Origin of the sequence: Micromonospora carbonacea (genome assembly GCF_014205165.1) — a bacterium.
Lineage (GTDB): Bacteria > Actinomycetota > Actinomycetes > Mycobacteriales > Micromonosporaceae > Micromonospora > Micromonospora carbonacea.
Genome location: NZ_JACHMZ010000001.1, coordinates 2,340,063 through 2,363,295, shown reverse-complemented (window position 1 = coordinate 2,363,295; position 23,233 = coordinate 2,340,063). Strand labels below are relative to the sequence as shown.

General features: G+C 74.0%; 2 protein-coding genes (1 of these 2 running past the window's edge). One reads left to right on the top strand and one right to left on the bottom strand.

Translation table 11 applies throughout. The annotated features are described in order from the left end of the window. Positions 1–357 precede the first annotated feature (357 nt). Positions 358–1,467 (top strand): uroporphyrinogen-III synthase, encoded by a 1,110-nt coding sequence (locus tag HDA31_RS10300; RefSeq protein WP_178064872.1) that lies wholly within the window; start codon positions 358–360, stop codon positions 1,465–1,467. Between the two features lie 27 nt (positions 1,468–1,494). Here HDA31_RS10300 and HDA31_RS10295 read toward each other — a convergent pair whose 3' ends face one another. Beyond that, positions 1,495–23,233: the 3' portion of a toxin glutamine deamidase domain-containing protein gene (locus HDA31_RS10295; protein ID WP_178064871.1), read on the bottom strand. 13,634 nt of this gene lie beyond the right edge of the window; 21,739 of the gene's 35,373 nt are visible here — the last part of the coding sequence; its start codon lies beyond the right edge, outside the window; its stop codon occupies positions 1,495–1,497.

Below are 23,233 nucleotides of genomic sequence, written 5' to 3'. Positions count from 1 at the left end.
TCCCGGAAGTCACCCGGGTGTTACGTGACGGGACCGACGAACACCTCACAAGATCAACTTGCGAAAACCCGGCCCGACCCGCCAGTAACAACTTGGCAATCCAGCTTGAGCAGGCAAAACGCCGCCCACATCGGAGCGCGGTCCCACACTTCGGAAGCACCGATCGGTGATCGAACCGTCGTGGTGTTGAGATTGGACACCGCTGCCGTGTCGACGTTGTTACGGCGACACTTCTTTTCGACAAGGCTCGGGGCTCCCTGGCGGACGCCCACCCCGGTGACACGTCCCACCGGGTGAGCCAGGCGGCGTCCGGATCCGTTCAACCTGCGAGGTAAGCCGGTGTGACAGGAGGACAGTGTGGAGGATCTGGCGGGGTACACGGTCGCCGTCCTGTCGGAGCGGCGTCGGCACGACCTCGCCACCCTGCTGGAAGCCACCTCCGCACGGACGATCAACGTTCAGGCGGTCCGCTCGGTGGCCCAACCGGTGGCGGAGGCCGTCGCCGGCGCGACCCGCGCCAGCGTGACGAGTCCGGTGCACGAGGTCATCGTGTCGTCCGGGCTGGGCCTGCGGGCCTGGCTGCGCGTGGTCCGGCAGACCGGCCACCTCGACGCGCTCATCGACCGGCTGACGCATGCCCGCCTGTTGGCCCGCGACGGGCACGCCGCCGACACGCTGCGGGACCTCGGCCTGAGCCAGATCTGGGCGACCACGTCCACGACCACCGAGGATCTGTTCCGCTATCTCCTCGCCCAGCCGATGATCGGCCGCCGGGTGGTGGCGCAGATCGAGTCGGAGCCACACCGGGAGTACTGTGACGCCCTGCGCCGCAGCGGGGCGACAGTCGTCGAGGTCGTCACCAACCGGTTCCTCCCGCCGCTGCGCAGCGACGTCCTGCGTCGGCTGTGCGCGGTCATCGTCCGCCGGCAGGTCGACGCCGTCGCGCTGACCGGGGTGACCGCCACCGAGAACCTGTTGCGCCAGGCCGAAGCCGACGGCGTGCTCGGCGAGGTGCTCAACGCGCTGACCGCCGACATCGTCCCGGCCTGCCTGGGTCACCTGGCGGCGCAGCCGCTCCGGGCGCTCGGCCTCGACACGTACGTGGCGGCCAGCCCCGCCCTGCCGGACCTGGTCGAGGTCCTGGCGGACAGGCTTCCGGGGCGGTCGCTCCGGCTCGACGTGCAGGGGCACCGGATGGAGATCCGCAGCCAGGCGATGGTGATCGGTGACCAGGTGATCCCGGTCCAGCCCGGCCCGATCTCGGTGTTGCGGGCCCTGGCCCGCCGTCCCGGGCGGGTGCTGTCCCCGGCCGAGATCCGGGCGGACACGCCGAGCTGGACGGACGTGGACGACCACGCCGTCGAGATGGCGGTGTCACGGCTGCGGCGGACCTTCGACGACACCCCGCTGGACGGCGTCGACCTGATCCAGACCGTGATGAAGCGTGGCTACCGGTTGGCGGCCTGACCCCGCCGCGCGAACCGGCCCGACACCTTACCCAGCACCCTCGCGCGGGGGGTTCGCGTGCCCCGCCGTCGACGGGGTGACGGTCACCGGAATCGTCGGCGCCTGCTCGCGCATGACGTAGAGGCCCCTCTCCACGTCGACGAGCAGGGTGCCGTGCGGACCGTAGATGATGGCCGTGACGTCGTAGCGGTACTGGTGGAACGTTCGTCTCGCCTCCACGTTGCGCTCGTTGACCTCGCTCATCTCGGCCGCGTGGGCTTCGCCGTCCTCATGCTCGGCACCGAAGCCGTCGCCGTTCCAGCCGACCTTCCTGATGCCGGCGAAAGCGCCACCCTGCGGGCCGAACGAGAACTCCCGGCCGGAGGACGAGTCGCCCTTGTTGATCGGGCCCGACTCGTTCTGCTGGTACCGCCGGGCCTTCTGCGCGAAGGCCAGGGGTCGGCCGTCCTCGTCGACATAGACCTCCGCCCGCCGGAGGTCGAGCCCGAGAGTGATGCCGGCGCCCGGCACCTGGTAGCGGTGTTCGAGCAGCGGTTCGAGGCGAGAACGCAGCATCATCTCGGACGCGTGGTGCGCCAGCAAACGGTCGAGGTCGCTGCCCGCGCGCACGCCGGGCACTCGCCATGCGCCGTCGGCGCTCAGGTCCAGGCCCTGCCGCAGCCGCGACGGTCGGGTGGTCAGCGCCGCCCAACGTCCGAACTCCCGGGCCACCCGGTTCAGCCGCCAGGGATGGACGTTGCGGTCGTCGATCAGCTCGTGGTTCGACGGAGCCGGGGGGACGCCGGACTCCCGCCACCGCGGCACCGGCCGGCCGGCGTCGGGCAGGGCCGGAGCCGGAGCCGGGCCCAGCCCCTGCCAGTTGCCCGGCTGTTCGGCCGCCGGCCGGGTCAGGTATCGCGGCACGATGAGCCGGACATCCCCGGTGACTTGAACCTGTTCGTGCCAGCCGAGCCCGGGGACGTGGTGCCAGAGGTCGCGGACCGACCGTTCCAGGTTCGGCTGCCAGAGGCCGGCGAGCCGGGCGCCGCCGAACAGCACGTCGCGCACCGCGTCGAGCACGAACGTGACCGCTTGGGGCAGCTCCGTGGTCAGCGTCATCTCGACGGTGAAGTCCAACGGGTACTCGAACTCGTGCGACCTCTTGGGCCCGGTCCGGAAGATGTCCTTGGACTCGGACTGCGTGCCGCGTTCGCTGGACTCCGCGCTCCCCTGCCCGTAGTCGCCGTACCCGCCGAGGACTTCCCGCTGAGCGGGCCACGCGGCACGGCCGGTGAGGGTGGCCTCCCCACCCCACGACCGGCCGGAGCTGTCCGTGTTGGACTGGGCGTCGTGCGTCTCACCGCGCAGGGTGAGGCTGACCTGCTCCCGTGGGCGGTCGCTCGACGGCGCGGCGGACGGGGTGGCGCTGACCCGCACCCACAGGTACTGCGTGGTGTGGTAGGGAGTGGGCACCGGGAACCAGCCGTACACGCCCTCGCCGGACAGCGGCAGGTACTGCGGCTCCAGGTTGCGGGACGAGAACCGGTTCACCAGCGCGCGCCGCAGGTGGTCGGGGATGCCCTCGCCGGAGGCGAACAGGCCGCGCTGCCGCAACCGCCGCAGGATCGTGTCCAGCACGGCGTTGGCCCGCAGCCGCTCGGGGTGCCCCACGGCGGGCAACAACTCAGGGTCGATGATCTCGCGCGTCGGCGTCGGGTCCGGCGTCGGCGTCCGGGGACGGTCCAGCCCCAGGTCCTCAGCCGCACGATCGGTCGCCAGGAGATCCACCGCGTCGTCCACGTCCAGGTGGACGGGAGCGGTCGCGGTGGTCTCGCCGTCCCTGGTACGCAGGGCGGTGACCTCGAAGGCCACCCGGCCGTGATAGGCGTGGACGACGTCGTTGTAGGTGGCCCGGGTGATGTCGATCGCGCCGAAGTCCCTGCCGTCCGAACCGCCGGACGACACCCCACCCTCGACGTACAGGCCGCCCCCGACACGGCCACGCTCGTGGGCCTTGCCCGGGTCGCCGCTGCCCGGATCGCCGCTGCCCGGGTCCCCCTGCTTCGCGGTCCTCGCGTGGTTGAGGTACTGGCCCCCGACCCCGGCCTTGCCGCCGAGGCTGAGCTCGCTGCTCGTCCCGGCGGAGTGACTGATCGCCGACTGCCGGTACTGCTCAAGCTCGACGCCGTTCGCGCTGTCGATGCCGTCGCTGCTGTACCGGTACGCCAGGCCCGCCGCGAAGAACCGCTCCCGCACCCGCACGACCTGCTGATAGCCGTCGTGGGCGGGCAGTCGCAGCTCCCACCCGTGCTCCTCGACCGCCTCCGGGAACCCGCCGGCCAGCGCCGAGCCGGCGCCGAGATCGAAGATCGCGTCGGGCCAGTTCATCGGCTCGTCGAACCACTCGTCGGGCAGGCCGTTCACCTGCTGGTACAGCCGCGCCGCGGTGGCCGGCAGCTCCGGCACGTGCCGGAAGGCCGCGTACAACCCGGCGCTGCCCTGGACGTCCAACGGCAGGTGCGGCGGTCGGCCGGCGGGCGCCCACGCGGCCTCGGGCCGTAGGCTCGGACGGGTCGCGCCCGCGCCGTCGAGCCGCGCCGGCGGGACGGCCCGCTCCTCGCCGGTGCGCGGATCACGCGGCACGTGCTCGACCGGCACCGCGACGTGGGTCACCACCTCGCCGCCGGGCCCGGCACCGACCAACCAGGTCTCACGGGGTCCCCAGCCGCTGCCTGTCCGCTCGCGGATCGCGACCTCGAACACCGTGCGGTAGCGGTGGTCGACGACGTGCCCGTCGGTCTCGGTCCGGCGGTATTCCTGCACCACCTGGCTGAGCCCGTGCTCGGCCGACCGCGTGTGCTCCGCCGTGACGCCGAGCCGTGGGAAGAACACCCTCCCCTGGTGTTCCGTCCCGGGCTCCGACGTCCGCGCGGGCTGGTCGGGCTGCTCGCTGGTGGGCACCGGGACCGACACCCGGCCACCCAGCTGGCCGCTGAGGCTGCCCTCGGTCGACCGGGAACCCGACGTGGTGGCTCCGGTCAGGGCGCGGGCGTTGACGGTCATCGAATATTCCGGGCTGTCCAGCAGCTCCCTGCGGTGCTCGGTCACCAGGATCTGGAACCGCTCGCGGCCGACCCGCACCGTGAACTTCCTTCCAGCCTGCGTCCGGGTCGGATCGGCCTCCATCGCGGCCCGACCCACCTGCGCCAGGACGGTGCGGCTCGCCACGGCGCCGATGTCGGCACGCCCCGACTTCTGTCGCAACACCGACTGCACCAGGTCGGCGACCTGTTCCGCCCCGGGCATGTTCGCCGCGATCCCCAGCCCCTGACCGCGCCGCATGGCCAACGCCAGCGGCTCCCGGGCGGCCGGGCCGGCGGGGGGCAGGTAGGGCTGCCGCGCCTGCGGCGCCCCGAGCACCCGCGGCGACAACCGGGCGGCGAGCTCGCCTGCCGCTGCCGGCGCGGGTGGGGGGACCGGGACGGCGGGCGGGACCACCGCCTGCGGCCGCCCGGTGCCCGGCCCACCGAGCTCCGGGGTGAAGACCGTCCCGAAGACGCTGCGCTCGAACTGCCGCGCCTCGCTCAACGGCACGCCCAGCTCACCGACCACCTGCCGGGTCACCGGCGCCACCGAGGAATCACCGTGCGTCGTCATCGTGACGTCGAACACCGCCCGGTACCGGGCCTGCGCCTCCCTGCGGTTCAGCACCGTGTGGTTGAGGACCTTGCCGCCCACCTCCAGCGCGGCCTCCCGGGCGGACCCGCCGCCGAAGCCGAACGAGAAGCCGCCCGTCGGCCTGTCGGCGGCCTCCTCCCGGCCCTGCGGGTCGGCCGGCGCGCGGGTCAGTCCGAGGACCACGGCGTCCGCACCGAGTCCGACGCCGCTCGTGCCCGACACCTCCTCGCCGGAGGTCGCGATCACCCCGAGGTCGTCCCGCACCGTGACCCCCTCGGTGACCCCCACCAGTTGCAGCCTCCGGATCACCGCCCTCGTGGCGACGTGGCCGCGGAACCTGCCGACCGTGCGGCGCTCGTCGATCGTGTCCGTCATGTCCCCGTTCGACAGCACCCAGCGGCTGCGGTTACGAATCGTCCGCTCGTTGAGCAGCTGGCGGGTGACCTTCGCGGCGACCCCGGCAGCGGTGTCGGCCGGAAGCGCGGCCGACAACACCCGGTGCCAGCCGGTCACGAGTGGGGTCAGGTCGATCGCGTTGAGCACCTCGCGTGCCTGCGACGTCGACAGCGTCGGCGGCCCGGGCGGCGACGGCGCGACCTGAGCCGCCGCGTCCGGCGCGGCGCTGCCGTTGGCGTACAGGGTCGGCAGGGACAGTTCGAGGAGCCCGGTCTCCGCCGGCACCGACGGCCGCCCCCACTCGACGCCGTTCACGAAGACCTGGAACGACACCCCGCCGGTGAACGACGTCGACGCGGTCACGAACATCTTCCGGCCCCAGATGACCCGGGTCTCCCGGGACATCGCGTGCTGGCGCTCACCCTTCACCGACAGGGTGGGGAGTCCCGCGATCAACCTGGACGCGCGCCCGGTCGAGATGTCGAAGGTCTCCTCCAGCCCGCCATCGAACTTCCGTCCGCTGGACACGGACGTGTCGTTGCCGACCTTCGTCGAACCGAAGGAGACCCCGAACACCCGCGGGCCACCGGCATCCCCGGGGGGCGTCGGTCCCGGCTCGTGCGGCACGGGACGGATCCACACCAGCCGCCCGCCCGCGCTGAGGGTCTCCCCGGCGAACAGCGCCCGCTCCCAGCGTTCGCGGTGTTCCTCGGTGGCACGGGAATCCCCCTGGTCCGGCGTCGCCAGCAGCGTCCGCAACACCGCCGACACACGTGCCCGGATGGCCGCCTCCTGGGCAGCGGCGCCCAGGTCCAGCCGGTCGGTCGTGCCCATCTCGATGTCGTCGGCCGCCCCGGCCGGCCACCCTGACGGCAGCTCGTCCACCAGCCGGGTGACCGTGTCGGTCACCTGCTGCGGCGTCAGGCGCCGCACCGCCGAGACGCTCAGCTCACCGAGGGCCCCGTCGGCGAAGTACCACGGGGTCGCCGGCTCGGGGGCCCCGTCCGTCCCCTCGGCCGCCGCCCGAGTGGCATCGGCCCGATCCCGCTCCTCGACCGCACGCTCCCAGGCCGTACGCGCGTCGGACGCCGCGTGCCGGGCGCGGTCGAGCTGCGCCTGGTGGCGAGCGACGTGCTGCTCCAACCGGGCCCGTTCCGCCGTACGCGCCGCCGCGTCGACCGCGTCCCTCAGCTCGGCCCGACGCCACGTCTCCGCCTGCCGTTCCGCGCTGTCGGCGTCCCGCCGCTCCGCCTCGACGCGCTCGCGTTCCGCCTCGACCGCCCGCTGTTCGGCCCGCTCCCGCTCGTCCTCCTGCCGCCGCGCGTCCTCGTCCGCGCGTACCCGACCGGCCTCCGCGAGTTCGGCTTCCCGCCGGCCGTCCTCCCACCGCCGCCGGGCCTGCCCGGCCGCCTGGTCGTCGGCGCGCTGCTCGTCCCTGCGGGCCTGCGCGCGTGCCGCCGCCCGTTCGTGTGCCTCCCGACCCGCCGCCTGGCGCTGGGCCGCCCGGGTGGCTGCCTCCTGCCGGGCGGCCTCCCGCTCGCCGGCCCGCCGGGCCGCGAGCCGCTCGGCGGCCTCCCGCACCGCGTCCCGCTGCCGGATCCGCTCCGCCGCGCGGTCCGCCGCTGCTGCCCCGCCGGCCTGCAACGCCTCCAGGCCGTCCGTCCACTGCCGCACCGCCGTCCGCCACTCCGCCTCCCGGGTGGCGGCGTCCTGCTCCAGCGCCCGTCGCCTCTGGTCGGCCAGCCGCACGGCCCGCTCCCGCGCCTGGTGCCCGCGCCGGTGCGCCGTCGCGTGCTGCCGCTCCAGCTCGGCAACCCGGTCCTGGGCCCTGGTGAGCCGCTCCCACGCCGCACGCTCCGCCGCCTGCGTCTCGGTTCCGTCGGTCAGCGCCTGCGCTGCGGGCGTCGGCGGCCCGGCCGCGCGGGCGGCGACCTGTCGCGCCACCTCCTCCCGAGCGGCGGACAGCTCGCTGCGCGCCGCGGCGAGGTCACTCTCGACGGCCGTGCCGGGGCCGCCGGCCCCGGCCAGGTCCAGCTCCTGCGGGCTTCCCACGAATGCGGCGCCGCCCACCGTCGACGGCACCCGGGGAACGCCCACCCCCGGCGTCGTCGCCACGAACCGCAGCCGACGGGGCTGGGCCGGCCCCCGGGCCAGTCCCCCGCGCTGACCGTCGAGGAACACCACCTTCCCGTCGTGGGTGCGCAGCACGTTCACGGCATGGGAGATCTCGTCGCGCTCGCCGGTGGTCACCAGCACACCGCGGGCACCCGGCGTCGCGGCGGTCATGACCTCGACCACCGCCGCGTAGTCGGCCGCCTCCACCAGCGGCCGGCCGGCGTACCGCTCCAGCCAGGCCACCGGGCTGGCCTTCTCCGGCGGCACCTGGTGCCCGACCCCGTCGGCCAGCGACAGGTCGGTGCCGATCGCCGTCAACACGCAGTTCGTCTCGAAGTCCCCGCCACGGTACGGATTCACCCCGCCCAGCCACGGGAACCGGCGCAACGCCTCGGCCTGCGACAACCCGCCCGGCAGCAACTCGTCCTCAGTCGCCCGGCCGGCCAACCCGGCGGACGCCGGCCCCGGGGACGGGACCGCGACGACGACGTCGGCCCGGCGGAGGTCGTCGGTGGCTGTGACCCGGTCAGCGACGGCGCCGCCCGGGTCACGGCCCTGAGAGTCCGAGGTGAGCACGATGTCGGCCGCCGTCACGTCCTGCCCGCCATCGAGCAGCGTACCCAGGTCCTGGGCCAGGTGCCGGCCGAGGACGTCGCTGACGCTGTTTGCCCGTTCCCACCCGGTGGCCACCGCGCTGCCCGGCCACAGGCGGGTGCCGTTGCCGTATCCGGTGACGTCGACTGCGGGCAGGGGAAGGCCGTTGTCGTGCCGCCACACGGCGAGCCTGCTGGTCTGCCGCGACACCCACCGCAGCTTGCCGAGTTCGACAGGCCCCGGAGTCTTGGACCCCGGATCGAAGCTGATCCGCACCGGCTCGGGAACGGTGGCGCCGCCGACGACGACCGTGGTGAGGGGGTTGGACTGCGCGACCGGCACGCCGGCGTCGTAGAGCACCGCCCGTTGCTCGTGGAAGGTCTCGCCGGGGCGCTGGCTGAACATCCTGAAGTGCCACATGTCGCCCGCCCGCGGCAGATCCATCACCTTCGCCATGGCGGCGCGGGCGGACCGCCACGCCTCCGAGGCGGAGCCGGCCGCCCCGGTTCCCGACCGCTCGACGACGGCGAGCGCCTCCGCCAGGTCCAGTCTGCGTCGCCGCGCGTCGACCGCCCGGGGGTCGCCGCCGACGTCCGCCACCGCCCGTTCGAGCGTCGCCCTGACGGTGTCGAACCGGCCGCGATACGCGGCCAGCGTCCGCTCGATCGCCTCGTCGACGGCGCGTCTGCGCCCGCCGACACGGGCGTAGTTCTCCAGGGTGATCTGGGTCTTTCCGTCGGCGCTCTGCGCGACGACCGCTGCGAAGTGGCAGCCGGCGCCGTTGGCGACCGTGCCGCCACGGGCGAAGTCAGCGGTCATCGAGGCTTCGCCGTCGGCGTCCCGAGACGTGATGGTGCTGACGGCGTAGGCCTCGCCGATCCTGGGCCAGGCATGTTCGTTGATGCCGATCCGCCTCGCGACCTGACTGAGCCTGGCGTGCTCGGCGCGGCTCGCCCGATCGTTCCGCAGCGCCACACCGTACGCGGCACCAGGAAGCGGGGGTGGGGTGAGGCCGCCGGTCAACCGCCCGTCGGCAGCGATCCTGGCCGCCGCCCATCCGGGATCGACGGCGGCGAGGGGAAGGTCGCCGGCGGCGACGGCAGCCACCCCCTCGGCGAGATGATGCACACCCAGCAACTCCCGCCCGTTGCCGGCGTCGGTCTCGGCCAGGAGGGTCCGACCTCCCGCTCGGAACACCACCCCGTCGGGTACGCCACCGAGGACGACGCCCGCGAAGTCGACGCAGACGTCCGGCGGGGGGTCGTCGAAGTCCGCGCTCACCTTGCGGAGGGTCACGGGTCGGCCACCGTGGTCGACGGTGACGGTGGCGGCGCTGTCCACCGTCAGCCTGACGTTGGCCCCGGCCCTCGCCAGTGCGCGCCGTGCCGCGTCGATGACCTCGTCGGTCGCGTAGAACTCGGTCGCCTCGGTCACCGGGCGGGCGCCGCTGACCGAGGCGATGCCGTTGATGGCGAGCGTGCCGTCGTCGGACAGCCGCAGCGGTGGGTGCCGGTGGGTGACGAGCTGTTGTGCCGGAACGTGCGCGGGAAAGTCCGCCTCGGTGGGCCGGCCGTCCGGGCTCGTCCTGACGTCCAGCCGCTGGTACGACCGGAACGGCGCGCTGCTCTGACCCACGCTCGGGCCACCCGCGGACGCCTCGATCTGGTACGCGCTCGTCGTCCTGGGCCTCGGCCGGGGATGCGGCAGGGGTGTTCTCGTCAACCGCGGCCGTTCGACCTTCGCCGTGCTCCCGGACGCCGTGGCGTCCACCGTCGCGGATGACGTGCCGCCGCCGATCGTGGCGGCCCGCCCCTCGGCGTCGACCGGGCCGCCCGGGTCGGCCGGAGGGGGCCATTCCTCCAGTACGGCGTCGAGCCTGGGCGAGTAGTCGGATCCGAGCGGGCTCGGATACGGGTCCTCCGGGAACGGGCCGGGTTCGGCGTCGGTCGAGTCCAGCGCGGTGTTGCGCCGGGTCGGTGGCACGAGAATGCTGGCGATCGAGCTGGACAGGCTGCCGGCCGTGCCCGTGTTCACCCGCGAGAGGCCGGTGGCGAGGTCGACGAACGACGATTCGCCATCCGAGGTCTCCCGGTCGTTCTGCGCGTACTCGAGCACGGCCAGAATCTGGTCCAGTTGGGCCAACGGGTTGTCGGCGGTCTGGCTCTCCAGCGCCATCGACCATTTTCTGGTGAGGCTCTCTGGGCTCTCGTCGACCTCGGGTTGGTTCGCGTCCGACACGACGAAGACGTAGTCGCTGCCCTTGCGTTCGACCGGCGGGAGATCGGGGATCGAGTCCTGGAGGCCGATCCGGTTGTACTCCTCCCGGCGGTAGGTGAGCTGCTCGTAGAGCTGTTGCTGGCGCTCGTCGAACGTCTTCGAGGTCTTGCCCTTCTCCAGCTTCGGAACCCGCTCGTTGTAGGACCCCTGGGAACGGACGACGTACTCGCCCGCCTTCGCGATCTTGTTCTTGGCGACGAACTCCCAGGCGACGACACGCAGGCCCTCGATCTCGCGCCGGTCGACCTTCTCGAAGAGGATCTTCGCCTCGGTGTTGTGCAGGACACTCGGCACCATCACCCCCCGGTACACGTGCGCGTCGATCATCCCGTCGGTGACCGCCACGAGCTGGTGGGAGAACTGTTCCCACATGCGGTTGAAGCCGGGCGGGTAGTTGAAGAAGCTGCCGGTGCCGAGCATGATGTTGTCGAAGATCTGCCCACCGGGCGTCGCCTCGAGCATCCGGTTGCCGCTCTGCTCGGTGATACGTTCGGCGACGGCGGGGCCGATCTTGCCCCAGAGGGCGAGCCTCGACCGGAACTCCTGGACGGCTTCCCGGAACTGGGCGTCGAAGTCGCTGTCGTGCTGGTGGTTGAACCACCACTTGGCCGGGGCGGAGAAGGCGTGGTTGTCCGCCATCAACTGCGCGAACGGGGCGACCCGGTCAGCGCCGAACCGCTTGACGACCTCGGCGTCGATCTCGTCGTTGGTCCTGCCCTCGGCCTTCAGCCGGAGCTCGAGCTTCAACTGCTTCTTGAAGCCCTCGTAGGCGGCTCTCAGCTCGTCGTTGTTCCACAGCTTGTCGTAGCGGGACATCCGGAACTCGATCTTGTGCCAGTCTTCCCTGGCCTTCCGGAAGTCGATCGTCGAGCCCGGCACGGGGAGGTCCTCGGACGAGGAACTCTCCGACGGGGGCCGGGTGGCCCCGTCCATTCCGGCCAGGTCCTCGTGCTCCGCAACGGCGTCGGCGTCAGCCGGGGGGTGCCACTCCATCGCCGCCGGCCCGCCCGGCAACGAACCAGAAACCCGCTCCGACGACCCGACCACCGACCCGGACGACCCCGACCCCGACCCCGACTCCGACGACCGGGCCGGCCGGGGCGCGACCGTAGGAGCCACGTACGAAGCGGCCGTCGCCCGGATCTGCTCAAGTTCCCAGGTGGTGAACCCCGGCTCGTGCAGATGATCGTCACCGACAGTCCTGGCCGTCCTGAGCAGGTCACCCGGCGACCCGTCGTGCGGCACCCCGGCGAAGTGCTTCAACTCATGCCCGTAGGCGCGGGACGGAAGACCCGCAAGCCAGTGCAACTGGGTAATCCGACCCTCGGTGCCATCAGCACTCACATAGACGTTGTCGCTGACCCTCAGGTCACTGCCGTACCGGCTGAGCCGAACCACCGTCTCCGCACCCGGATCGAACACCACCGCCACCGACCGCACCCCACCCCCCGACCCCAACCGCTCATTGGTCCCCACCACCCACCGCTCCACCGCAGCCAACGTGCCCAGGATCGACTCCCGACCCACGTCCGCGTCGGGCTCCAACCGCAGACGGAACACCACCCGCCCCGACCCACCATGCACCCAATGGTCAACGAAAACCCGAACCCCCGCGTCCTCCCCCGCCGTCTCCACCCGGAACGGACGCCCCGCCCCCGGCGTCCCCACAAACCGCAACGGCTCCCCACCCCGCCACGTGAACCGATCCGAATGCACCCGCGTCATCTCGTCCCAGCGGGGCAAACCCCCCACGCTCCGATACGACACACGCCAACCACCACCAACCCACTCCACCGACGGCCCCGCCCCAGCCGCCCACCCCGACGACGGCACCTCCCGCACACCGCCCCGGGACGAGCCCTCCCCCGGACCCCAGGTAGACGCCCCCGGCAGCGACACGTCACCGCGTACCGCACCGGCGACGCCGGCCGGAGGGGTCGGCTCGACCGGCGGGGTCGACGTCGGTGTGGTCCGCGCCGCCACGTCCGCGTGGTGCGCGAGGGCCGACGGGTCACGGGGGCGGTCGGTCGCGTCCGGTGTCAGGACGATGTACCAGATGTCGTCCGGTCGGGCGTCCCGGCCGGCCCGACCCTTGGCCCAGGTGCCGAGCATCTGCATGCTGCCGGTGTGGATCTGGTTGCGGGCGGGTTCGTACCAGTGCAGTTGCGTGGTGGGCAGGACCACCCCGGCGGCGGCCGTGGACCCGGCCACGGCCAGCACCCGGACGCCCGGGGGTTGGTCGGCCGGCAGTTCACGGGTCGGTCGGCTCACGGTGAACCCGAGCCCGGGGACGGCGTCCAGCATGTCGACGAGCATGTCGGCGCGGTGCTGCGGGACGTACGCCAGCCAGGCGGCGGCCACGGCGTCGGGGCGGCCGGTCTCCACCGGTCCGGCCGGCGGCGTGCTGGTGGGCTCCGGCCAGGCCCTGGTGTCCAGGCCATGGGCCAAGGCCCGCAGGCCGGCGGCGTCGACCGGCGGGACGGCCTGGGTGATCCACCGGTGGGCCAGGTATCCCTGGTGTCGGTTCAGGTTCTCCACCAGGGCGGCCACCGCCGTGGCGAAGTCCTGCCGCGACTCGATCTCCGCCTCGTGCAGGATCTCCAGCCGGGAGTTCACGTCGGGCCGGCCCCGGTGGGCGGCCAGGTCGTCCTGGACGCGCTGCGGCAGCCGCCGCACGGCGTCGTCGAGGGTCTCCGGGCGGCCGGTGACGTCCAGCCGCACCGCCTCTCCACCCGGGTAGGCGAGGTACGGCGGCTCAGCGCTGGCACCACCGTCGACCCGCAGTTCGACCGGGACCGCCAGGGTCGCGGCGAGGTCCCGGGCCAGTTGCACCCGGTCCAGTTCGTGCACGGCGGTCTCGTCCGCCGGGGCGGTCGCGGCGTTACCGGCCTGCCGGGTCGGGTCGGTGCTCAGCACCACGCGCGCCGGGACCGCGCCGCCGTGGCGGGCGCGTACCGCGCGCTCCAGTTCCGGGACGACGGACCGGCCGTGGCCGGAGCGGGCGATGTCGGCCAGCGCCGCGTCCACGTCCACGACCGGGGCGCTGCGCGGGACCGGCGGGACCGGCAACGCCAGCGCGTCCACCTGCTGTCGCGCCGCGTCCCGGGCGGCCTCGCGGACCATCCTGGCCTCGTCGAGCATCCGTACCGTGTGGGTGTGCGCCTGCGCCGAGACGTCGCGGGCCCGGAACTCCTCGCTCGCGGTCTCGACCTGCCGGCGCAGGTCCGGCAGCTCCGCGCGGACCCGGTCGAGGCCCTGTCGGGCGTCCCGGAGGTCGCCGGTGGCCTTCTCCAGCGCCGTCCGGGCCGCGTCCAGCTCCCGCCGCGCCTGGCCAAGCTCTGCCTGGGCAGCGGCCAGCCGTGGCCCGTGCTGGCTGGTGGCGGGGTCGTCGGCGGTCTGCCGGGCCGCCGACTCCTGCCTCTCCCGTCGCGTCACCTCCGCTTCGAGTTCCGGCACCGCCCGGTCGAGGTGGTCGATGGTCTCCTCGAGCCGGGCCCGGTCGCCTTCGGCCCGGGTGACGGCGGTCCTGGCGGCGTCGAGCGACGCCTCCGCGGCGTCCTGGGCACCCTGGGCGACGGCCTCGTTCCGGCGGGCCCGGTGGAGGTCGTCGACGGTGCGCTGGAGTTCCTGGGTGGCCTGCTGGAGGCGCTCCCGTGTCACCTGCCGCACCCGGGCCACGTCGGCGTCCGAAGCTTCCGAAGCGGCCGGGGCGTCCGGGGCCGGGTCGGGATCCGGTGTCGTGGTGAACAGGCGGTCGGCGAGGTGACGCAGCGCCGGCCCACGGGTGCCGGTGGCGGTGTCAACGAGGTGGCGGATCGTCTCGGCCCACTGTTGCCGCTGCGGCGCGGAGAGGGTCTGCCGCGCGTCCCGCACCAGCGTGGTGATGGCGGCGTCGGGGACGGTCAGGCCGGCGAGCGCGTCGGCGGTCAGGCGCAGGATCGCCGCGTCCACGGCGTCGACCGGGCCGTCGAGGGTGGCGGCCAGGTAGCCGAGGGCCGACACGGCGGCCGGGTCGGCCACGTCCGGCCGGGCCAGCAGGGTGGTCAGCAACTCCTGCCGCCCGGTCGGCGACCCCGGCGGCGGGGCCGGGTTCCCGGCCGCTGCCGGTGGGGTGGGGCCGAGCAGGTACCGGTACCCGTCGTCGAGGTGGCCGTAGCGGGCCAGGGTGAGCAGCGCGTCGCGGGCGGCGAGGTCGGCGTCGTGGGGCAGTCCCGCCCGGCGGATCTGAAGGGCGCTGTGCGCCCGGTCGGAGAGCAGGTCCGCGCGGTGGCCGTCCAGGAAGGCGCGGGAGTCGTCCCAGTTGTCGATGGCGAGCCACCGGTCGAGGGCGGCGGCGACCGGGGGCATCGGATGCCGCACGACGTGGGCCGGCGGCAGTGCCGTGTCCGGCGACGGCCGCGTGTCCGGCGTCCCGGCCCAGGCGCCGGCCGGTGGCGGCAGCGCCGGGACGAGGTCGGCGGGGGTGGAGACGTCCCGCCACGCGTGGGCCAGGCCGGTCGCGGTGGTCCCGGACGCGGTCACCGCGGCGGCGACCTCGGCTGCGGCGTCGGGGGTCAGGCCGTCGAGCAGGCCGGCGACGCCGTGCAACCGCTGCCGCTCGATGATGTCGAGCGCGTCGCGCAGCGTCGCCACGTCGCGGCCGGCTGCCGTGGGCAGCTCGGTCAGGGCTTGCAGGGCGTCCGGCCAGTTCTGCGGGGGGTTGATGGTCCACGCGGCGGAGGCGATGGCCCGGAGGGTGTCCAGTGCGCCGACGGCCGGGTCGAGGATGTCGGCCACGGCCCGCAGGATGCCGGCGTCGGAGACGGCCTCCGGGCTCGGCCGGGGCCGGGTCGTCCGGGCGTCGGCGTCGACGAGGTCCGCCAGGGCCCGCAGCCCGGCCGGCGCGGCCGGGTCGGCCGGTACCACCGCGGCCACCGCGTCGGCGAGCACGCGGTGCCGGGCCGCCGCGTCGGCGGCGTCGAGGAAGTCGTACGCGGCGGTCAGTCGTCCGGCCCGGATGGCGTCGAGGAGGGCACGGTGCCGGTCGAGCACCGGATCGCCGGCGGGTGCCGGGGTCGTCCCGGGTCGGGTCGCGTCGGGCCGGGACGGCGGGGTCTGGGGTGACGCGGGCCGGGCCTGCTGCTGGTCCCGCGTCAGCCGCGCCGCGGTCGGGTCGGCGCGCAGCACCCCGAGGTTGTCCTCCGCGAACCGCCGGGAGGCCGCCCAGTCGCCGTCCTGGAGCAGCCAGCTCGTCAGCACGTCGGGCTCGACCAGGGTGACGGCCTGCGCCCCGGCGAGCACGTCCCGGACCTGCGGGGCGTCGAGGGTCCGCTCGGCCGTGCCGAGGGCGAACGGGTCGTAGAGCCGGTGCGTGCCGTCGGCGTCGACGCGTGCCGCGGCGGCGCCCTGGGGGCGGGTGATCCACACTCGGGTGCCCGGGCGCAGCGTGTCCGGCGCCTGGGGCAGCGGCCCGGTGGTGGTCCATCCCGGCGGCAGGACGGGGGCGAGCAGCCGCCGCGCCCGACCGGCCCGGGTCTGGGCGGTGTCGGTGTCGTCCCGGGCGGTGTGGACGGCAGGGGCATCCGCGGGTCTGGCGGGCAGGCCCTCGGTGATCCACTCGCGGGCCCGGTCGTCGGCGTCGGCGCGGGCCCGGCGGATGTGCGTCTCCAGCTCCGGGCCGAGCTGCGCGGCGGCGTCCATCTGCACCGGGGTACGGCCCAGCAGCTCGTGGTAGAGGGCCGCCTGCCGTCGCAGGCGGATCCCGGCCGCGTCGGCCCGCAGCTTCAGGTCACGGTCCAGCTCGAAGATCACCTCGGGGGCCGTGACCGGGGCGAAGGTGCCGTCCGGGCCCTCCCGCAGCGCGACGATCCAGCCCTGCGGGTCGATCCGGTACCGGCTGGCCGTGCCCTGGTCGTCGGTGACGGTCAGGTCGAGGTGGGTCTTCAGCTCGAACGCCACCACCCGGGCCACCGTGCGCGGGTCCTGGGCGAGCAGCTCCACCTCCTGCGGTGGGGTGATCGGCGCGACGCCGGGCGGCTGCACCGCCTGCACCCGCTCGACGATCCGGGGGATCCGCTCGGCGAACTGCCGCACGTCGGCGGCGGGCAGCACGGCGCCGACCGCGAGCTTGCCGGCCCGGTTCTTCCAGGCGGTCAGCTCGGCGAGGCCGGCGGCGGCCTGCTGCACGGGGTTGAGCCGCTGGAGGTGGCCCACCGCCCAGTCCAGCACCACCTCGTACCGGCGGCGGGTCTGCTCGGCGGCACCGGCGGTGAGCCGGAGCGGGCTGACCGGGTCGTAGTGGTTGCCGAGCTGGTCACGGATCAGCAGGGCCACATGCTGGGGCGCCTGGCCGGGGTCGAAGTCGCCGGCCTGGATGACCCGGTCGGCCACCGGGGCGGCGGCCATGCCCGCCGGGGTGGCGCGTTGCAGCAGGCCCTCCAGGCCGATCGTGGGGGCGTCGGCCGCCGGCGCGGGCCAGCCGGCCGGGTTGTTCGCCGTCCAGTCGTACCGTTCGGAGAGCGCGCGCTGGAGCTCGTGCACCTCGTCGGCGAACATCTCGTAGAATCCGTCGCCGCTCATCCAACCGGTGCCGGGGGCGTCGTCGGCCTCGAACCGCGCCGGCTCGATCGGCGTCAGGCCGGCGTCGCTGTCGAACGCGCTGTGCCGGTGCGGGACCACGACGAAACGCGCCTGGGTGCGGATCCGGACCAGATACGTCGGCCCCTGCATCTTGAGGTGGTTCTCGAGCCGCTTGGTGTCGTCGAAGGTGGCGCTGTGGCTGGCCGGCGCGGTCCGGTTCGCGCCGGTGGAGATCCCGCCGGTGGCCGTCGTGTCCTCCTGCGGGCCAAGGTTCGTCTTCCCGATCGGCGCGCCGTGGGACAGCCCCGCGTCGAGGTTGGGCCGCCACCGGCTGCGCGACTGGGTGGCCGAGGTGGTGAACGCGAACTTGGCGTATCGGCCGGTGCCGGTGGTGGCCATCCTGCTGATGATCTCCAGCGAGTGCAGCTTGACGTACATCCGCATGGCGACCCGGTTGTTGGACGCGCCGGCGACGAACAGGTGCGAGCCGAGCAGGTATCCGCCGTCGCCCAGCCCCTCGGAGAGGTGGTTGTCGACGTTGAGCCGGGACAGCAGTCCGTCGAGCGCCACGCTGCCCCGGTACAGCGGGGCGTTGGCCTGCGGGCCGAGCACGCTGCCCATGAGGTGCCGGGCCGCCGGGTAGAGGTCGTCGAGCAGGGCGCCGCTGACGTAGGCGTCGCCGGGCAGCGACGGCAGCGCGCGCAGGTCGAGCTGCGGCGACCGGGGGACGGGGGTGGCCTCGGCCAGCCCCCGGGGCACCTTGAAGTCGATCCGCCCCTCGTAGTGCCGGGTCTGCACCGGCTCCACCGGCGCGAGGGAGATCCAGTCGGCGAAGCCGGCGGGCGCGCGGTGCAACGCCCAGTCCGCCGCGTCGTTCAGGGTCGTCAGCACGTGGTTCACCAGGTAGCTCGGCTGCCAGCCGTGCATCTGCACCCGGCTGAGCTCCAGGCTGACGCCGACGCCGTCGGTGGTCCGGTAGTGCCCCGTCCAGTCGTAGACGGTGCGTTCCCGGACGACCTGCGCGGCACCCTTGACGCCCCGCCCGGCGCCTGGCGCGAACGACAGCGACGCGGCGGTGGACACCGGGACGCCGTCGGCCGAGAAGCCGAACCGGGCCGGCGTGAGGTTCCAGCCCAGCGCCTGCCCGATGATGCGGGCGGTGGCGCCGTAGGCGTGCTCGTAGTTCTCGATGCCGTAGTCGGCGACCCAGCCGGTGTACCGCGGGCGGCCGTCCAGGGTGGCCGAGACCTTCAGCTTGAACATCTGGGCCGCCACCGGGTTGCGCTGGTCGACCAGGTAGAACGTCACGCCGTTGTAGCGGTGCAGCATGTCGGCGAACACGATGTTGGCGCGCTGGCCGGCGAGCGTGGACTGGAGCGTTTCGAGGCCGCCGGGCAGCGCGCCGACCACCGACTCGTCGGGCGAGACCATCAGCACGCCCCAGCGGTTCCCCGCCCCCGGCCAGTTGTCGTGGCTGGCCCCGAGCAGGCCGGGCCGGCCGGCGTCCACCAGTTCCCGAACGGCGTCCAGCACGGTGGTGGTGGGACGCGGCCCGCCGTCGGCCGGGGCCGGCCCGGTGAAAAGCACCAGCTCGTCGACGCCCGCGTGGCCCAGCGTGCGGTCACCGGTCCGGGTCAGGTAGGGCGGCAGGGTCAACGCGCTGAACGGGTTGACGTCCGGGTCGAGGGTGATCCCGAAGTCGGTGGCGAACCGCGCGCGGCGGCGCGGGTCGAGCACCGCGCCGCGCTGGGCCAGGTCCACGTGCCGGTCGGCGAGCGCCAGCGCCCACGTCTGGACCTGGTGCCGGATCAGGTACGCGCCGAGGTCGGGCAGGCCGCCGGCCACGCGGCCGGCCAGCTCGCCACGCCACCGGCTGAGCGCCCCCGCCACGGTGTTGCCGCTGAGCACCAGCTCACCGCGGGACCACCGGCCCAACGCGTCGACGAGCTGCACGTCGCTGACCGGCAGTTCCCCGGCCGCGTACTGCGCCAGGGCCTCCGCCTCCGGCAGGATGAACAGCATCGTGCGGCCCCGCAGGTCGGCGCCGGGTGGCACGTCGACCCGGCTGACGACGAACCCGACCTGCGTACGGACGCCGGCGCGGACGTTGACGTCGAACTCCGCCTCGAAGGCGTACCCCCGGCCGAAGGCCAGTTTGAGCATCTCCAGGCCGCCGACGCGCTTGGTCTCCGCCGACTCGCTCTCGCTGACCCGCACGCCCGCCGACTCGCCGAAGCCGACGTTCAGCGGGCCGAACTTGTGCGCGATGCCGATGTTGGGCAGGTTGAACGCCTTCGCGAACGACCGGTTGGCGACGTTGACGGTCTCGGCCAGGTACAGCTCGATCAGGCCGGTCACGTACTGGTCCGGGGTGGCGCCGACGAACCGCGCCCCCCGGATCCGGGGCACCTTCACCGAGAGCGCGGCGTTGGTGTTCGCCCAGAAGCCGGGCTCGACCAGGGTGGTCGCGCCGTACTGGCCGAGCACCGCCTCCTTGAACCGCGCCTGGAAGGTGACGTGGTTGGTCAGGCTGGCCACCGGCCCGGTCATCGGCCGGCCGGCCAGGGTCAGGTCCCGTGGCAACTGGTTCCGCGCCGCGGCGCGCAGGCCGTGCGCGTCGACGAAGTACACGATGCCCTGGTCGAGCGCCGACGGCGCGGTGTCGCCGGGGGCTACCTCGCTGAAGGTGGCCGGGTCGGTGTTGAACGTCAGCAGCGCGGCGTGCACGGTGGCGGGGATCAGCGTCGGCGAGGTGATCGGGGCGTCCCGGTCGCTGATCCGGACCACGTAGCCCAGGTCGTACGGCGCGTTGACGAACATCACCCGGCCGCCGTACTCCTTCAGCTCCGGCCGGTTGACCACGCGGGTCACCCGCTCGGCGGCGCCGACGTTGCGGCTCACCGATCCGCCGACGAGTCCGACGGACCGGAGCTCCTTGACGCTCGGCGGCAGCGCGGTGTTCACCCCGCCCTCCACCGACCAGCCCTGGTTGCCGCTCGCGCCCTGGCCGGCGATGCCGAGCGACATCCCGAGGGTGACCGTGCTGACCTCGTCGCTGAGCCGTTCGAAGTGCACCGAGTTGCCGTCCGCGTCCACGTCCGCGGTGATCCGGGGGATCGCGTAGACGGTCACCTCGGCGGTACGCATCACCGCGTTGCGCCAACTGTGCAGGGTGAAGGACATGCCCGCCTCCGGGGCGGGCCCGTCCGGGTCGTCGACGCGCGTGGCGCCGTCCTGGACGAGCGAGTCGAAGTGCGACTCCAGGCCGTCGCCGCTCACCATCTTGTGGAACAGGTCCAGGTTGTCGATCGCCGCGTCGGTGTCGCGGTGGACGACCTCGTCGTAGGCGTACCGCGCCCCGTCGACCATCCGGCCCAGCAGCGGCCGTTCCTCGATGGGCGTGCCGGGGTCCGGGGTCGCCGGCCGGCTCCGCTCCCCGTGCGCCCACGGCCGGTCCCCGTCCGCCGGAAGGAACCCCTCACCGGCCAGCACCTGCACGAGACCGGCCCGGAGCCGCCGCACCGCCGGCTTGTCGATCCTCGGCAGGGCCTGACCCAGCAGACCCCGCCCCTGAAGGACGTGCCGGGGCAGCAGGTTGCCGCCGGTGTCCTCCGGGTGCACGCCGGTGTTGCGCAACCTCGGCCGCCACCGGTCGTGCGGCACCGACCGCGGTCGTCCGCCTACGGGCGCCACCGCCAGGCCACCGTCCGCCAGGCCGGGGACGGTGTCGGGGGCGAAGGCGTCCGCGTCGACGCTGAACCCGTGGTCGAAGGCGTCCGGCTCGGACATCCGGAGCACCGCCGACCCGTGCACCACCGGCGTCGGATGCGGCCACTCGCGCGGGCGGCGGGAGGTGGCCACCTCGGCGTGCCACTCGAACGGCACCTCGTGGCCGACGGTCTGGCCGGTGTACCGGCCGACCACGACGTTCAGCGAGGCCACCGTGACGCCGCCGCCGTCGTTGCTGGTCCAGCTCATCCCGGCCCGGGCGGACAGACCGAGCTTGGCGCTCTCCTGGTACGCCTGCGGATCGTCGAGACGCCGGGCCAGCGGCAGGTCCACCGCGCCACCGAGGGACAGCCCGGCCGACTGCCCGAGGGTGAACTCGCCGCCCTGCCCCACGATGCCGGTGCGCACCTGCTCGATGTGGGCCTTGTCGCTGCTGGCGCCCACCCGCGTGGAGCCGCCGCCGAGGCCCACCTGCATGGAGCCGCCGAGACGACGGCCGTACACCCGGATGCTGGCCGCCGCGTGCCCGTCGTCGTGCAGCGTGAAGGCGTAGCCCCGGGTCAGCGCGCCGGCGTCGCCGTCCGTCTCCGGCGTCCGCCGGTTGTTCACCGCCTCGTCGAGGTGCGTCTCCAGGTTCCACAGCTTGCGCTGCAACTCACCCCGCAGCGGGCTCTCGACGGACATGTCGAAGCCGTCGGCGCGCAGCCGGTCGATGATGTGGTCGTACAGCTCGTTGAGCCCGGTGATGTTGCTGGCGGAGAAGAGCTCCGGCACCCGCGTCAGGTTGTCCCGTAGGTGCTCGGGCAGGTCGGCGACCACCTGCTCGTCGGTGCTCTCCAGCAGGTGGTCGGGGATCGCCACCACCAGCCGGGCGGCCTCCTGCCCGTCCGGCGGCTCCGGAACCTCCACCGCCTGCCACGGCTGCCCGTCGCCGCGTGCCTCGATCGACCACCCCGGCTCGTACGAGTAGAACGTCGAGTCCGCGCGGGTGTCGAGCACCCGGCCCTTCTCCGCGTCGATCAGGTAGGCGGACTTCTGGTCGACCTTGTTGAGGGTGGCGTTGAAGTTGGGTCCCCAGTGGGTCGTCGGGCCGAGCGGCACGTCGACGTTGAAGCCACCCCGCAGCCGCACCGCCCGCGTGGTGGTGCCGTCGGACTGGCTGTGCGCACCGGTCTGGAAGACACCCTGGGTGAACTGGTTGGCGTGGAAGCGGCCGTCCTCGCTCGTCCGGCCCTCGGTGTCGTCCAGCGACGGACCGGGCGTCTCGGTGTCGAACGATCCGGCCGGGTTGGGCACCGGCTGCGGGTCCTCCGGCCGCAGGCGGGCCCGCACCTCGATGCCACCCAGCGTGAACAGGTGCCCGTCGGCGGAGACCACCTGCGGGTAGTTGTTGAGCAGCCGCTCACGCAGCTGTTCCCACTCGTCGTCCCGCACGGTGACGCCCCGGCGGGCCGCCTCCGCGCGCAGTCCCTGCTCGATGCGGTCGACGTCCGGCAGGTTGGCCTTGGGATCGCCGAGCGCCAGCGCCCGCCGGTCCGGGGTGGCCGGCCGCGCCGGAGCCGACGCGGACGACCCGCCGGGATCGGGTGCGGCCGGTCCGGCGCTGGCCGCGTTGCCGAAGACCCGGACGTCCCGGTCGGCCTCCGGAACACCGGACAGCAGCCGGGCGACCGTGTCGGCCACCTCGCGCGGGATGGGGCCACCCCGGGACTGGACCGCCACGGCCACCCCGCTCGCGGGGGCCGCCAGGGCGTCGGGGGACAGCGTGTTCGGGCTGGTGCCGTTCTGCGCGAACAGGACGACCCCGGCCTGCTCCCGGACCGTCCAGCCCCGGTGCACCGCGTATCCGCCGGTGGGAGCCGGTCGCAGGCCCAGCGGCCCGGATCGCCGGGACGGCGCCGGTCGGGACGGCGCCCGCCAGGCGTGCGCGGCGGCCGGGAAGGTCTCCTGCCCCCGGGCGTCGACCGGGATCAGCTCGTCGGCGCCGGACGGCTGCCGGCCCACCACGGAGACCGGCAGCACCAGCTCCAGCCGCCCGCCGAACCGCTCCCGCAACAGCTCCGCCACCCGGGCCGCGTCCCCCGCACCGGACGGCGTGCCCGGGGTGCCGGCGGCCGGCGGCGCGACGAACACCTGGAGCGGGCCGGCACCCGAGGGAAGCCCTCGACGGACGGCCTCCACGACGGCGACCGGGTCGCCGACCGACTCGTCCAGCACCAGCCGGGGCCGGGCCGGGGTGGTCAGGTCGGACCAGCGCAGGGTCGTGGCGCCCGCCGGCGGCCGTGGACCGGCGTGGGCGAGCACCCCACCCGGGACGTGGCTCAACCGGACGCCGGCCGGCAGCCCGGACACCTCCGACGGGACGAGTGTGCGCCGGTCCAGCCCCATCCCGGAGGTGATCAGGTTCGTCGGTGACGCGGCCGGCATGCCGCCGAAGATC